A 14050-nucleotide genomic window follows, 5' to 3' on the forward strand; every position below is an offset into this window, starting at 1 on the left:
GGCATAGATACTAATTCTTTTCTTAAATTTTCCTTTGTATCTTTATTAATGATTACATCCACTAAGCTTTCACTATCTGTTTTATAAGGTGCCTCATCTATATATTCAGATATGAAGTGCTTATTTCTTCTGCATTCCCTTAGCCATTCATTTTTAGCAATAGCACACAACCAAGTATATAAACTACTTTTTTCTTTAAATGTCCCAATGTGTATAAATGCTTTATAAAATACTTGTTGGGTTATTTCTTCAGCTATTATATCATTAGAAGAAAGTTTCAAAAGGAAATGATAAACCATACTATAATATTTCTTGTATATTTCAGCAAATGACTCCATTTCTCCTCCTTTCGAATATTAGATGCAGAAAAATGGAAAACGTTACATTTTTATTAAACCTCCTTCAGAAATGAAAGAACTGATGTAATCATGGGTACTCAAAATCCCAGAAACGAAAAATCGCCAGAAGCCTTATAAATAAGAACTTCTGACGAATCAAGTTAAGTGCCAGATAGGATTCGAACCAAATGCCTACTTGAAAAATCCAGTAAAGAAAGGGACTAAGGTCGATTATATTTGCTTCCACACTGGTCTGATATACTTCCAAAACCGCTCCGGATTATGATAAAAATAAATTATTCTACCAGGTGAAGTATCAAAACAGTAACCGGTACCTGTAAAATCAAAAGTTGCCATTGCCTTTTCAATCTTTTCCTCCATACTACGATTTTCCTGCTCATAATCGAATGGTCCATGTTCAAAAACAATATACTCGGCTTCGGGAACATCAATCATAAGCATTTGTGCCGGCACTTCGCCTCTATAATCAAAAGGAAGACGTGCACCATAACACTCTGTATGCGGAATACCCCAATCACAGAGTCTTCCATCCGGGTCATTAATATACGCCATAATCTGACCGCTGCCGCTGTTAGATTCGCTCCCACCCTCGTCATCCAATTTGCCCTTGATACTATCGAGTAAGCCGCAAATTGTTTCGCAGTCCTGTCCCGGAATAATACTTTGCTTTCGCCAAAAATCCCAATACCCATTACTCTCATAGTTTTTAATGTGCAAAAATTTGTGTGCGGGAATGGTTACAAAATAAATTTTAACATCATCTGTAGATTTCATCATACCAATCTCTCCAAATCCTAAAAAGTAGCGGTCAAAAGGGGTTATTTTTGTTCGAAGAACAACAATATTAAGCTTTTTTCGGTATTCACTTGGAGTTACACCATATGTTTCCTTGAAAGCTCTTGTAAAAGCTTCATGTGATGAAAAACCATAATCAAAAGCAATATCCAAAATGCTTTTTTCACTATCCCTCACCTCTTTTAGTGCAAAAGCTAATTTTCTATGCCGTAGATAATCCCTAAATTTCATTCCCGATATTTCTTTGAATTTTCTCGTTGTATGAAATTCAGAATACCCCAGCCTGTGAGAAAGAAAGCGTAGTGTCAAGGCTTCATCATTATAATTTTTAATACATTTGTCAATCTCATCAACTATTATTTGAATTTGCTTCTCCCACTCATACATTTATCTGTTCACCTCGTTTCAACCACCCTACATTAATTATAAATAAATAGAGCGTTTACTGCTTGATTTTACTTGCTGTTTTTTCGTTTTTTTAGTCATATACCCCTCCTAGTTTCCTTCAAACACAGTAATCTCTAATGAAATAAGTTCTTATATACAATCCTTCTCTCTATAGAAATTATCTTGCTCGTTCATCAATCTCTTAATCTCTTCAACCGTACTCCCATCATAATCAAATATGGGGATTAACTCACGTCCACAACGAAACACTTTCCGTCCATCTGGATAAATATATGTATATCCTTCTAATTCTCCATGGCATCTACCACAACCATAACAGCCAGTATATTTACCATCGAATTCTTCGATCACATTCTTTATTGCATTTTGAAAAATATCAGAATAGATATCGCTAGCAAAGAATCGCAGGCGTAAATCAGGGTTTTCTCTTTCCCCATAACCAAATCCATCATGTACTGATTCCTTTAATCCCATCTTCATAATGGTTGCTTTATATTTATTCTTTTTGAAATCAATGCTTAAATCTTGTGTTTTATTTCGTATAGGATTGTATCCTAGAGATACGGCATACGCCGCTATATCTATGAATAGCTTTCTAAAACGTTCTGGAATTAATACAATATATTCTTCTATTAATTTTGCTTGCTTATCGTTCATACCGTTCTCACTTCCCCATTAAAAGATTATCAAATGCTCTACACCATGCTAATTCAACAGATATATTTCCTACTAGATAGTTCACATACATATCTATCCTTCAAACACATTAATTGATTCCATAGTGATTAATTGCTTACCTTCAAACGTAAACTTCACAATCCATGGCATTAAACACCGTATCTTCTCAAAATCCTCATACACAAACTTTGAATCATAATAATTAATTATAGTGCATAAAGCAGTTCCGTGACTCCCAATTACAATATTCTTAGCAGTATATTCTTCAAGTACCAGATTAAGTGCTGTTATATTTCTCTTTTGCACTTCTGCTAATGTTTCTCCATCTGTATATTTATAATTAAAATCTCTCCACTGATTCTTACAAAACGTTGTAAAATCCTCAATCCATACACTATCTACTTTTCTTTCTCTAAAATCATAGATTGTTTCAATTGTATGATTATAATATTTTGCAAAATCCATTATTGTATCAACTGCTCTTTTGTATGGACTTGATAAAATAATATCTATTGATTTGTCCGATAAATACTCTGTAACAAGTTTACGATCTTCTAACCCTTTTTCTGTTAGTTCTCGTAACTCATCATCATGGTTGCTGTAGTTAGGTTCAGCATGTCTAACAAAATATACCGTTGTCATAATTAATCAATCCTCTTTATATTACAAAATTCCTGTAACTTCTTTAATAACACAGGTTGTATCAACGGATATGTTAACTCTTCGGGTAAATCATCAAAAAATCTTACTTCCTCAATTTCATAATCAGGTAACTCTTCAAATCGAAAAACATCTGCATAGAAAAGCATTCCAAAGGATTCTTCCCCACTTTCATTTACCCTCGTTTTCCCTTCAACTGAATAAACACAAATAGGCTTAATATTATAATCAACTGCTCCAGTTTCTTCGTATAACTCTCTTTTTGCTGCCATTTCAATGGACTCACCTGATTCCCTATGTCCCCCTGGTACCTCATATGTGTCTCTATTTTTATGTCTGCAATAAACCCATTTTCCTTGATATCTTGCAAACACCACAGCAAATTTAAGCAGATCATCTTCAACATAATCATAGAATTTTATTTTCATTCTTCTCTCTCCTATTAGCAATCTAACTTATAACCATATCGCCTCACTCAACATACTCTGTGCTTTCAAATCCTCTACACACACCATCTTCACTAATAGCCACGCTCTCTCTTCTTCTGTTAATTCTTGTAGCTTCATTGCCTCTTTCGATAAACTTAAACGCTCTGTTATCTTATCAATGGCATCGATTTTATTCTCAGCTGAGTTAATAATATCTTCCCAAGCCATTCTCTTATGCGTCAATGCAGCTAATAATTTCTCATTGGTAATTCCACCTACCATAATTTCCTTAATCTCATCTAGAGAAAATCCAAGTGCCTTCAATTCAACTAAGGCATTTAACTGCTGCACCTGCTCTACCGTATAATAACGATATCCTGTTAAATCATCTACTTTAGAAGGCTTAATAATTCCTTTCTTCTCGTAGAGCCTGATTGCCTTGACGGATACGTTAAAGAAAGCTGCAACTTCTCCAATCCTTAATAATGTTTCTTCTCCTTTGTCCTGTTCCTTATAATGCTTTTCTTCCTCCATATGTCTCCTCCATTCGCTTTAATCCCACTGTATTGGCACGAATCTCTATCATTGAATTAATATATAACATGGTTCCCGCAAGAACTGCTCCTCGATATTGCAATGCAGCTGTTAGCGCTCCAAATGTCAGCATATTTTTACGAATCATTTCAAGACCTAATAATAGCAGCACAATATAACCACTCATACCAAATAAAGGTACCACTAGATTGCTAATTGCTTTCTTCTTATGTATTCGTAGATTAGCCTTGACTATATCCTTACTACTCTTTTCATAAGCTTCCATTACAAACTCCGTGGCATCATATAAAGCCACTGTATCCGCACAAGTAATTAGAGCTGAAAAACAGTTAATATTTTTAGCTGTAGACTCTTGTGATTGCTCCATCAATGTAGGAATATTTCTATAAACTAATATTCTATTCAAAACAACATGAGGAATTAAGAATAGCAAAGAAACTAGCATAAGTCTTGTGTTAATTCGATACAACATAAGTGTTGATATAGAGATATTTACAAAGGAAACTATAGCATGTGGTATATTAAATGGCGCATTTAGTAAATTGATTGTCATCTGTGCATCCGAATTCAATCGGGTCATCCACTCACCAGATGTCTTCTCATCAAACTTCCCTAATGGCATATGTAAAATAGATGAAAATACAATCTTTCGTAGTTTTCCTGTGAAACCAGTTACAAACCTTGCGTACAAACTCCATATACTTCCATTATAGAGAAATAGGAATAAATTTGCAATTCCAAAATAAAAGCAAATATGTTTTAAATTAATTTCAGAACCTTGATTGATAGACTCAAAACTAAATTGCAAAAAGCAGGCATTAATAATAGTGAATATTGCATCAAATGGACACCGAAGTATCAAAAGTCCAATGTATGTATGAAAACTTCCTACTTTCTTAAAAACTTGGCTTAAACTTCGCATCATATAGCTTTCCTCCACGCAATTCATAAATACAATCACAATCCCATAATGTATCAATTCTGTGAGTCACATGTACAACAGTCTTACCCTTCGTCAAGTTCTGTAGGGCAAGCATAACTGCTCTAGCCGTCTCATCATCTAACGCAGATGTTGGTTCATCCAACAAGATAATGGGTGCATCTTTTGCAATTGCTCTGGCTATAGCAATTCTTTGTGCCTGCCCACCAGACACCTTACTTGCTCGTTCACCCACGTAGCTATTTATTCCATCAGGTAATGAGTGAATCCACGAATCTAATTGTGCTGCTTCTATTGCCTCTTTTATTCTTTCATCACTTATAAAATGTCCACATGTGATGTTATCTCTAATGGACATAGGAAATAATCCTGCACTTTGCATAACCACAGCAACTTGCTTTCGAATGGAATCCAAATCCTGATATCCTGCAACGCTGCAAGTTCCTTGTGTAATCTCATATAGACCTGCAATTACTTTCAATAAAGTGCTTTTCCCACCCCCGCTACTACCAAGAATCCCAATGTGTTCTTGTTTCTTAACAGACAGGTTAATGTCATCAAGTATTAACTTCTCACCATATTTAAATGTGGCATTCTTCAGTATAATTTCCATCTTTATTCTCCTTCTTCCTCATACAATATTCGTTCAAGATTTCCGATAGATCTACGTAGATTAGCAATATGTCCTGGCATGTTCATCATAACCCCTGAAACATTTCCAGACAGATTAACAAAGATATAAACCAATCCAATTGATATTTCGCCTCTTATTACAAGCGTTCCGCCTACCAATAGAATTAACAACAATGGTATACAAGATAACACTGCTGATAATGACATTAATCTAGCCCTGGTCATCTCTTCACGACTGGTAGTTCTCTTCCATTCTTCAACTTTGTCATTGTATCGATTTTGTAAAAGTTCATTTGCTTCGTATATGCGAATGATTGGAAAAAGTGTTAGTAAAATATCAGCAAAACCATTCATCTGCTGTTGCTTGCTTTGACTTTGTTTTGACAATCCCTCAATAGCTTTACTTGTGTAAATTACATAGATAAGGATTATAATTACTGGAAGGTTAGCCAGAATGGTAAGTTTACTATTCATTGTTAGTAGCCAGATGAAAGTAAATATAAAACGTATTCCATCGTTAATTAACATGAATAAACTTCCTGTTAGATAACTTGATATTTCAGATACTTCATTCTGCAACTGAGATAACTGCTCCCCAGTACTCAGTTGCTCAACTTCGTAATAACTCTTCTTTAGTAAACGATGTGCCAGGTACATTCTCAAATCATGAGTTATGTACTCACTTGTATACCCTGACAGATATGTAAAACTCCCCTGACTAAGTGTACTTATAATCATCAGTACAAACACCACTAAAATCTGAGTACTTGTAATTGATATACCAAATTGGACCTGATTGATGAGCTGACTTAGTTTATAATTCCAGAATAATGTTATGATAATAGATACGATGCTGACTATTAGCGTAACTATGACACACGTTTTTCTTTTGCATAGTTGTAGTAGATTTGACATAGTTAATACCTCTTTTGATTAATGTGATAATTTATTTGTTTATCATAACAATCCTTCATAACTTGATTTTAAACTATGTCCTTGGGGAAGAGTCAAGATTAAAAAAGGACCTTCCAATGACAAAACTGTGATTGGAAAGTCCTTTATTCACCAAACAGGCAGAGCCAGTGGTTTATTTATCCATGCAAGCCATTAGCCTGACGTTCCATATTCTCGACAACAACATCATATATGTCGCCTAATGAAGCACAATACTCTAATAATATCCATGGAGTATTGGTATGGAAATGAATCTTAATCGTTTCTTCATCACCAACAGCAAGTAAACAATCCCCTTCAATATTATTTGTTATGTACTCATTAATTGCATCTTCTGATAAGTTTTGACCATCAATTAAAAGTTGTGTATCAAATCTATATTCTATCATATTATATTCTCCTTTTCATTTGATTTTATTAACATATTATAGCATTTGTCGTCCACTCTAGCAACCTTTCTTACTCACTAACATAAACCGTACACATGGCTGTCACTCCATTTGAAGATTTAACGATTATTGTTGCATAGCCTTCTTTTTTACATGTAATAGTTCCATTTTTTACAGTTACCACGGAAGTATCGGAACTCTTCCAAGTAAGACCTGACTTATCAGCATTGGTTGGAGAAACTTTAATACTTAACTTCGCCTTATCACCAACCTTCAAACTTATAGAACTATCCATTGTAATCTTTTTGATTTTAGGTTTTTCTGTTGTTGTCGTCGTAGCCTTTTTATTAACTGTTATCGTACAAGTTGCTCTTTTACTTCCAGCTGTTGCCGTAATGGTACAAGTACCAGCTGCCTTTCCAGTTACCACACCTCTACTACTAACTGTTGCAATTGAAGAATTTGAAGAGCTAAATCTTACTGTTTTATTAGTTGCATTGCTTGGACTTACCTTTGCACTTACCGTTACTGTATCTCCTACGTTGATCGTTGCACTCTTTCTGTTTAAATATACAGAGGAAACAGGAATCCCTTTTACCGTTATCTTGTACGTCGCCTTTTTACCTCCAGCTGTAGCTGTAATTATACAACTACCTGATTTCTTTCCCTTCACTGTTCCTTTGCTAGTTACTGTTGCAACGGCTGTATTAGAACTCTTCCATTTTACTGTAGAATGGGTTGCATTTGATGGTGTTACTTTCGCCTTTAACTTAATGCTCTTTCCTATGTATATACTCTTATAAGATCCTGTAATCTGTACTTTCTTAACTGCAATTTCTTTAACTGTAATTTTAACCTTTTTCTTAATTTTCGAATCTGCACCAGTAACTGTAATAGTAGCAGTTCCTTTTGCTTTAGCAGTAAGTTTACCAGTACTTGATACAGTAACTACTTTCTTGTTGGATGATGTATATTTTAATTTTTCTGTCGAATTCTTAGGTGTTCTAGTAACAGATAATTTATATGTTTTTCCAACGTACATAGTCTTCTTAGATATAGTTTTTAATTTTTTGGTTAAAACATAATTGCCTGTAGTAATACTATAGTTTCTTCCTTCTTCTAATGCGGAACCACCACTTCCGGAAATCACAATTGTATACGTCCCAGCAGGAACACTTTGGTCAAAATCATAGGAATAATTATATCCTGCGCTACCTGCAATGCTTACAAAATTATCTGACGGTTTTATTATTCCCACTGTAATTGAAGAAGCAGAATTGCAATTTACTGAGAACTTTAGATTAGCTCCTGATTTCACTTTGATTTTATAATAGTCTATCGTATCATCTATGGTTATGTATCCTTTGTAATATTTATTGTTTTTTATAGAATATGCGGTATCTAAACTATGATTTTTTCCATCAGTACTATCATTATATGACTTAAAACTCGTTTTAATGGTGTATTTACCACTAACTAATGTATTCATTCCTTTTATTTGCAAGTGATATGTAATTGGATCCACGTTAATTACATACTTAACTGTTTCATAACCTTTTTTGGTATTATATTCGGCTGTTTTTGTACGATAAGTGGTTGTATCAGTTTCATCAAGAATTGTTGCTATTAATCCTTCTGGCACTTTACCTTTAATCGTAATTGTCAATTGTCCCGTTTCAGTTGGCTTAAACGAATAATAATCCTCTTCTCCATTCTTCAAATTACCATTTACTGTTTTACCGATAGTAATTCTAGTTATTTCTGATGCTATACTAACATCATTCTTACTGGCTCCTCCTAATATACAAAGTATAATCACTAATACTAACAAACTAATTTTTTTCTTCATACGTTAATAATGCCTCCTACTTTAATATTGTTTAATGACTAAGTTATCGTCTAGCACCTGCAAATATGTTAAGTTTTAATAGTAATAGTATACTACATAATATTTAGTTTTCAAACAAATTCCAATAAAAATTACATAATTATACTATCTTTCATTCTATTTTTTAGTATATAGTACTTTATTCCCATTTCTTTTTTCCTTTATCTTTACCGTATCATTGGTTATAATGAAACTATTACAAAAAGAGGTGATTGTATGCTATATTTAGAGTCTTTTTCTTTTCCCGACGATGAAATGGAATTTGATTTTCTTCTCTCCATAAAAAGACAATGCTATACTAGTTTTTATCCATTTAAGGTGCTCTCCGGAAAAGAACTTAATATCCTAAACTTTGAACCAATTACCATTCTATATGGCGGAAATGGCTCCGGGAAAACTACTGCTTTAAATGTAATATCTGAGAAACTAAATCTAGTGAGAGATTCTAGGTTTAATCAATCGAATTTCTTTTCTGATTATGTGAACCTATGCTACTGTTCACTTGAACGGGAATTACCTAACCACAGCAGAATTATTACTAGTGATGATGTATTCGATTATATGCTAAATGTACGAATGATGAATGAAGGAATTGATGTAAAGAGAGAAGAATTGTTTGAAGATTATCTAGATGCCAAATACTCCTCTTTCAAATTCAATTCTCTTAATGACTATGAACAATTAAAAAAGGTGAATCAAGCCAGAAGTAAAACACAATCCAAATTTGTTCGCAATCACTTAATAGAAAATATACAAGAACATTCCAATGGAGAAAATGCATTCTTATACTTTATGGAAAAAATTGAAGAAAATGGCCTCTATCTATTAGACGAGCCTGAAAATAGCCTATCTCCTGAACGTCAGTTAGAATTCGTCAAATTTATTGAAGATTCCGTTCGGTTCTTTGGCTGTCAATTTATCATCTCCACACATTCACCATTTTTATTAGCTATGAGAGCTGCTAAGATCAATGCCCTTGATAAAAATCCTGTCAAACCGAAACCTTGGACAACCTTAAAGAACGTTCAGATTTATCACCAATTCTTCGAAGAACACCGAAAAGATTTTGAAGCTAAATAGTCGATTTCCACTATTTGGCTTCATTTGATAAACTTTTGCTACTTAGTAAATACTATCTATTTTATCGCTTTTATTCTTATTCTTACATAATCTAAGTACCAATTTCCCTCTTTGTATAACACTGGCCTCAATTCTTCCACAACACTTTGGATAATTTCCTCTTGTACGGTCTCTTCAACTCCTTGAAAAGGTAACAGATTAAACATATGAATCCAATTTGCAAGGCCATCTTCACCTATTTGTTTCGTAGGTCGCTCAAATAGCGTCGCATATTTTACTAGTAAACCGTGTTTCTCTAACTTAAAGGCATATTCGCCAATTGTGGAAAAATAAAAGTTTCTTCTGTAATGTAATCCACGGCTTTGAAATTCTCTCTCTAGTGACGCTTGAACTAATTCAGTATTACCATATCCTCCAAATTCACAAACAAGCTGTCCACCTTCTTTTAGTTGCTTAGCAATATTAGCTATCAAGTCATCTTGATTATCAATCCAATGGAATACCGCATTTGAGAAGATTGCATCCACATTTTCTCCCACTGTAAAACTGGTAGCATCAGAATTTATGAATTCTAACTTTGGATAACTTTTCCTCGCCAATACTAGCATATCCTCAGAAGCATCTACTCCTATTGCTTTTGTTCCCATATCAGATAATTTCTTTGTTAATTGGCCGTTTCCGCATCCTAAATCTACAACCGTCATCCCTTCTGTAACATCTAAAAGATTGACAACCTCTTGTCCATATTCATGTACAAAGCTAAAATTACTAGCGTAATTCTTTGAGTCCCACTTAATATTAGTCATATTTACTGCCCTCCATTTTAACAAAGTTTGAATACTTTGTAGTTATTATCTCAGTATATCACCCGAACTAATATAAGTAAAATTCATATATTTTATATTTTTCATTCTTTATAGTTATGTTTGTATGAACTTTATAGTAATTCCTTTTCTTATATTTATTGGAATTTAAAATATCTTCATCATATGATATAATAAAAGAAAAAAGGTGGGATAATTATGGGCTGTTTAGGTAACTTACTCTGGTTTGTCTTTGGCGGATTTATAATGGGGCTAAGCTGGTTACTTGCTGGTATCATATGGTGTATTACAATAGTAGGTATCCCAATTGGTTTACAATGTTTTAAATTCGCTGGTCTTGCTTTCTTCCCATTTGGTAAAGAAGTCGTTTATGGTGGTGGTGCAGGATCTTTATTACTTAATATACTTTGGATTATCATATCTGGACTTGCACTTGCAATTGAAGCTACATTAATAGGTGTACTTTTTTGCATTACCATTGTTGGCATTCCATTTGGTCTTCAATGTTTTAAAATAGCCAAGTTAGCTTTGATGCCATTCGGTTCGCAAGTAAGATAAAACAAACAAAAAGCAAACGTTTCTGATATGATATCTCTAAAGTAGACACGGTAGATAACCAAATCTACTTTAGAGGTATCATATCATCTGAACGTTTGCTTTATTTATATTATCTTATCTCAAAAGGATTCTCTAGCCCTGCCGCTGCCAGTTGAATTGATTTAATTCCACACCGAGCCATCATTTCTGTAGCCTCCTCAGTAAAGAATCCATAATGTTGTGTATATAGTACATTAGGGAATTGTTTTAGGTAAAGCAAAGCTCGTTCATCAATTATCTTTGTGCCGAGATCCTTGTGCATTACTGTATTTTCCTCTTCAAGAGTATCAATACCTGCACCACCTACATGTCCTGATTCTAATCCAGATATTAAATCTTCCGTATTAATCAAACCACCTCTAGCTGTATTAATAATGATAACACCCTTCTTCATCTTTTCAATTATCTTTCCGTTAATCATATGATAATTACTATCTGTTAACGGCATATGCAGTGTAATGATATCACTCTCTTTATATATCTCTTCAATTGAAACATACCTTGCATATTGTTTTACTGTATCGTTTTGATATAGGTCATATGCTATTATATTACAACCAAAACCACTTAAGTTTTTAATAACAGTTGTTCCAATCTTTCCTGTACCGATTACTCCTATCGTAAGACTTCTCATCTCTTTTCCTTGCATGCCATTTAAGGAAAAGTCATTTACCAAAGCTCTACATATTGAAACCTTAGCTTTTCTAAGCAAAATTAACATCATCATAACTGTAAAATCAGCTACATTATTAGGTTCATAGTTAGCATGAAATACTGAAATTCCTAACTCTTTTGCTTTTGCTACATCTATATGATCAAAACCTATTGTTCTAGTCGATATGTACTTAATATTATATTCTTTCATTTTCCTTAGTATAGTTTCATCAATCTTACTATAACCAAGTGTAGTAATCCCATCAAAGCCTTTTGCTTTTTCTATGGTTTCTAAATTACAGCTCTCTTTTGAGAAAGCCAATTCATCATTTACTTCTTTTTGTAATTTTGCAAATATTTTTTCTTCAAAATCTGCAACATCATAAACATATATCTTCATTTATACCTCACTTTTATTATTATTGAAATAGGATGGCAAACATATTGTTAACCTCCTTGTTACTAGACAAGTATAGTTTTGTCTCTATTTTTTGTCAACAGTACTATTCATCTTGATACTTTTAGCATATAATGTAAATCAATAACAGCCCACTAATCAATTAAATTAAAATCGGAGGTAAGTATAATGAAAGTTTTATTAATTAATGGTAGTCCCAACGAACATGGTTGTACGTTTACAGCTCTACATGAAATTGAGGAGACGCTACATAAGCAGGAGATTGAAACAGAAATTTTTCAAATAGGTAAAAAACCTATTGCTGGTTGCATCGCCTGTAAGAAATGTAGAACAACTGGTAGATGTGTATTTCCAGATAAGGTAAACGATATCCATGATCATATTTATGAATATGATGGAATTATCGTTGGTTCTCCTGTATATTACGCAGGTCCATCTGGTCAACTATGTGCTTTTCTTGATCGACTATTCTATTCCAGTGGACCTGATATGGCAGGTAAATTTGCTGCTACCATTGTATCCTGCCGTCGTGGAGGTGCCAGTTCAGCATTCGACCGCTTAAACAAATATTTTTCAATTTCCAATATGCCTGTTGTATCTTCACAATATTGGAACCAAGTACACGGTAATACACCTGAAGAAGTCAAACAAGATTTAGAAGGATTACAAACTATGCGTACACTTGGCGAAAATATGGCTTGGTTAATTAAGGGCAAATATGCAAGTGCTAACTCAGGTTTAACTATGCCAACCTATGAACCAAGGATTGCAACTAATTTTATACGTTAACACATAACGTACATTACATACAAAAAGAAGGAGCTGTTGCATGAATTCTACTAATGATAGAATCGTAATGCAACAGTTCCTTCTTTTTCATCTTTATAATTGATATTTTACCAAGTCTTCTTTAAAATGAGCAATCATATTTTCAAACACTTCAATAAGGTTTGTAAGATCTTTGATTTGATCTACATAAATAGATACATTACTATTTGCTTCTTGTGTAGATGCTGAATTCTCTTCTGCAATAGCAGCCAAGTTTTCAATATTTGAAAATAAAGACGATATATTATTCGCTTCATTCTTCAAACGTTTTGATGTTTCTACCATCTCTTCGGATACTACCTTAAGATGTTGATTCGATTTATTCGATGTAACAACTGCTTCGGAAAGTTTTGTATTCTCTCCTTCCAAAACACCATATTGAACATCAATATTCTTAACAATCTCTTCAATGCTAAGTAATAATCCAGTTAAACTTTCATTGATTTGAGAAACTGCTGAATTCGTTTCTTCCGAAAGTTTTCTAACCTCTTCTGCAACTACTGCAAAACCTTTTCCTGCATCTCCTGCTCTCGCAGCTTCAATGGATGCATTCAACGCTAATAAATTCGTTTGATTTGCTATACTAGATACAATAGTAACAATGCTTGTAATGTCTTTTGCGTTTTCTTGTAAAGTAAATCCACTATTCTTTATTCCGTTAAATTTATCCAATACTTGATTAATTTCCGTAGCAGTACGTTCAACCTTATTAAAACTTGTTTCAATGTCAGTCACTGCATTTTCAATTAGACCTTTATTATCTTCACTCTTATCTGATATCTGATTAATGCTGGAAATACTATCATTTAATATCGTAACAGCATTCTCTGTATCACTTGCTTGACTAATAGCAGCTGTTGCAACTTGATCGAGAACTTCAGTGATATCATTAGACGTACTTTGCATCGTTTTAGATATATCTGATACTGACTGATTAAACGTATACATCTCATCTACAATAG

The 14050-nt window shown here is 33.5% G+C and carries 17 protein-coding genes; 3 read left to right on the top strand and 14 right to left on the bottom strand.

Annotated features, from left to right (window positions below; genetic code table 11):
• From ACW2QF_RS11830 to ACW2QF_RS11880, 11 genes are all read right to left on the bottom strand, one after another.
• On the bottom strand, nt 1-338 hold a 338-nt coding region (locus ACW2QF_RS11830; RefSeq protein ID WP_455716209.1), incomplete at its 3' end, for an RNA polymerase sigma factor.
• A gap of 231 nt (nt 339-569) precedes the next feature.
• Nucleotides 570-1541: a helix-turn-helix transcriptional regulator gene (locus ACW2QF_RS11835; RefSeq protein WP_455716210.1), complete on the bottom strand. Its 972-nt coding sequence runs from the start codon at nt 1539-1541 to the stop codon at nt 570-572.
• A 150-nt stretch (nt 1542-1691) separates the two neighbouring features.
• On the bottom strand, nt 1692-2219 hold the full coding sequence (locus ACW2QF_RS11840) for a hypothetical protein (RefSeq protein WP_455716211.1): 528 nt from the start codon (nt 2217-2219) through the stop codon (nt 1692-1694).
• Nucleotides 2220-2312: 93 nt separating this feature from the next.
• A complete protein-coding gene (locus ACW2QF_RS11845) occupies nt 2313-2882 on the bottom strand; it encodes a histidine phosphatase family protein (RefSeq protein ID WP_455716212.1) in 570 nt (189 codons plus the stop codon).
• Nucleotides 2883-2884: 2 nt separating this feature from the next.
• Complete coding sequence (locus ACW2QF_RS11850) at nt 2885-3328, bottom strand: NUDIX hydrolase (RefSeq protein WP_455716213.1); 444 nt, start codon at nt 3326-3328, stop codon at nt 2885-2887.
• Between the two features lie 27 nt (nt 3329-3355).
• Nucleotides 3356-3862: a MerR family transcriptional regulator gene (locus ACW2QF_RS11855; RefSeq protein WP_455716214.1), complete on the bottom strand. Its 507-nt coding sequence runs from the start codon at nt 3860-3862 to the stop codon at nt 3356-3358.
• Complete coding sequence (locus tag ACW2QF_RS11860) at nt 3840-4808, bottom strand: ABC transporter transmembrane domain-containing protein (RefSeq protein ID WP_455716215.1); 969 nt, start codon at nt 4806-4808, stop codon at nt 3840-3842. Before ACW2QF_RS11860 ends, ACW2QF_RS11855 begins: the two co-directional genes overlap by 23 nt.
• Nucleotides 4780-5436: an ATP-binding cassette domain-containing protein gene (locus tag ACW2QF_RS11865; RefSeq protein ID WP_455716216.1), complete on the bottom strand. Its 657-nt coding sequence runs from the start codon at nt 5434-5436 to the stop codon at nt 4780-4782. The genes ACW2QF_RS11860 and ACW2QF_RS11865 overlap by 29 nt, the downstream gene beginning before the upstream one ends.
• Before the next feature lie 2 nt (nt 5437-5438).
• Nucleotides 5439-6371: an ABC transporter transmembrane domain-containing protein gene (locus tag ACW2QF_RS11870; protein ID WP_455716217.1), complete on the bottom strand. Its 933-nt coding sequence runs from the start codon at nt 6369-6371 to the stop codon at nt 5439-5441.
• A gap of 176 nt (nt 6372-6547) precedes the next feature.
• The gene (locus ACW2QF_RS11875) at nt 6548-6799 is read right to left on the bottom strand and encodes a kinase to dihydroxyacetone kinase (RefSeq protein WP_455716218.1); all 252 of its coding nucleotides are present in this window, start codon (nt 6797-6799) and stop codon (nt 6548-6550) included.
• A gap of 70 nt (nt 6800-6869) precedes the next feature.
• Nucleotides 6870-8648: an Ig-like domain-containing protein gene (locus ACW2QF_RS11880; protein ID WP_455716219.1), complete on the bottom strand. Its 1779-nt coding sequence runs from the start codon at nt 8646-8648 to the stop codon at nt 6870-6872.
• 255 nt (nt 8649-8903) lie between these two features.
• Here ACW2QF_RS11880 and ACW2QF_RS11885 point away from each other — a divergent pair, with 255 nt between their 5' ends.
• On the top strand, nt 8904-9767 hold the full coding sequence (locus tag ACW2QF_RS11885; protein ID WP_455716220.1) for an AAA family ATPase: 864 nt from the start codon (nt 8904-8906) through the stop codon (nt 9765-9767).
• Nucleotides 9768-9823: 56 nt separating this feature from the next.
• Here ACW2QF_RS11885 and ACW2QF_RS11890 read toward each other — a convergent pair whose 3' ends face one another.
• Nucleotides 9824-10573 carry a class I SAM-dependent methyltransferase gene (locus tag ACW2QF_RS11890; RefSeq protein ID WP_455716221.1) on the bottom strand — a complete coding sequence of 250 codons (750 nt, stop codon included), beginning with the start codon at nt 10571-10573 and terminating at the stop codon, nt 9824-9826.
• A 216-nt stretch (nt 10574-10789) separates the two neighbouring features.
• Here ACW2QF_RS11890 and ACW2QF_RS11895 point away from each other — a divergent pair, with 216 nt between their 5' ends.
• Complete coding sequence (locus tag ACW2QF_RS11895; RefSeq protein WP_455716222.1) at nt 10790-11149, top strand: YccF domain-containing protein; 360 nt, start codon at nt 10790-10792, stop codon at nt 11147-11149.
• A gap of 109 nt (nt 11150-11258) precedes the next feature.
• On the opposite strand, the gene ACW2QF_RS11900 is transcribed toward ACW2QF_RS11895, so the two are convergent.
• The gene (locus tag ACW2QF_RS11900) at nt 11259-12242 is read right to left on the bottom strand and encodes an NAD(P)-dependent oxidoreductase (RefSeq protein ID WP_455716223.1); all 984 of its coding nucleotides are present in this window, start codon (nt 12240-12242) and stop codon (nt 11259-11261) included.
• Nucleotides 12243-12428: 186 nt separating this feature from the next.
• Here ACW2QF_RS11900 and ACW2QF_RS11905 point away from each other — a divergent pair, with 186 nt between their 5' ends.
• Nucleotides 12429-13049, top strand: coding sequence for a flavodoxin family protein (locus tag ACW2QF_RS11905; RefSeq protein ID WP_455716224.1), 621 nt, complete (start codon nt 12429-12431; stop codon nt 13047-13049).
• A 93-nt stretch (nt 13050-13142) separates the two neighbouring features.
• Here ACW2QF_RS11905 and ACW2QF_RS11910 read toward each other — a convergent pair.
• The coding region (locus tag ACW2QF_RS11910; RefSeq protein WP_455716225.1) for a methyl-accepting chemotaxis protein at nt 13143-14050 on the bottom strand (908 nt) is incomplete at its 5' end.

It is taken from the genome of Anaerosporobacter sp., assembly GCF_965301125.1.

Coding starts and splice junctions, on each gene's coding strand:
- ACW2QF_RS11855 (WP_455716214.1), bottom strand. CDS start 3,862: ATGGAGGAAGAAAAGCATTATAAGGAACAGGACAAAGGAGAAGAAACA.
- ACW2QF_RS11840 (WP_455716211.1), bottom strand. CDS start 2,219: ATGAACGATAAGCAAGCAAAATTAATAGAAGAATATATTGTATTAATT.
- ACW2QF_RS11850 (WP_455716213.1), bottom strand. CDS start 3,328: ATGAAAATAAAATTCTATGATTATGTTGAAGATGATCTGCTTAAATTT.
- ACW2QF_RS11905 (WP_455716224.1), top strand. CDS start 12,429: ATGAAAGTTTTATTAATTAATGGTAGTCCCAACGAACATGGTTGTACG.
- ACW2QF_RS11880 (WP_455716219.1), bottom strand. CDS start 8,648: ATGAAGAAAAAAATTAGTTTGTTAGTATTAGTGATTATACTTTGTATA.
- ACW2QF_RS11865 (WP_455716216.1), bottom strand. CDS start 5,436: ATGGAAATTATACTGAAGAATGCCACATTTAAATATGGTGAGAAGTTA.
- ACW2QF_RS11900 (WP_455716223.1), bottom strand. CDS start 12,242: ATGAAGATATATGTTTATGATGTTGCAGATTTTGAAGAAAAAATATTT.
- ACW2QF_RS11890 (WP_455716221.1), bottom strand. CDS start 10,573: ATGACTAATATTAAGTGGGACTCAAAGAATTACGCTAGTAATTTTAGC.
- ACW2QF_RS11895 (WP_455716222.1), top strand. CDS start 10,790: ATGGGCTGTTTAGGTAACTTACTCTGGTTTGTCTTTGGCGGATTTATA.
- ACW2QF_RS11875 (WP_455716218.1), bottom strand. CDS start 6,799: ATGATAGAATATAGATTTGATACACAACTTTTAATTGATGGTCAAAAC.
- ACW2QF_RS11870 (WP_455716217.1), bottom strand. CDS start 6,371: ATGTCAAATCTACTACAACTATGCAAAAGAAAAACGTGTGTCATAGTT.
- ACW2QF_RS11845 (WP_455716212.1), bottom strand. CDS start 2,882: ATGACAACGGTATATTTTGTTAGACATGCTGAACCTAACTACAGCAAC.
- ACW2QF_RS11885 (WP_455716220.1), top strand. CDS start 8,904: ATGCTATATTTAGAGTCTTTTTCTTTTCCCGACGATGAAATGGAATTT.
- ACW2QF_RS11835 (WP_455716210.1), bottom strand. CDS start 1,541: ATGTATGAGTGGGAGAAGCAAATTCAAATAATAGTTGATGAGATTGAC.
- ACW2QF_RS11860 (WP_455716215.1), bottom strand. CDS start 4,808: ATGATGCGAAGTTTAAGCCAAGTTTTTAAGAAAGTAGGAAGTTTTCAT.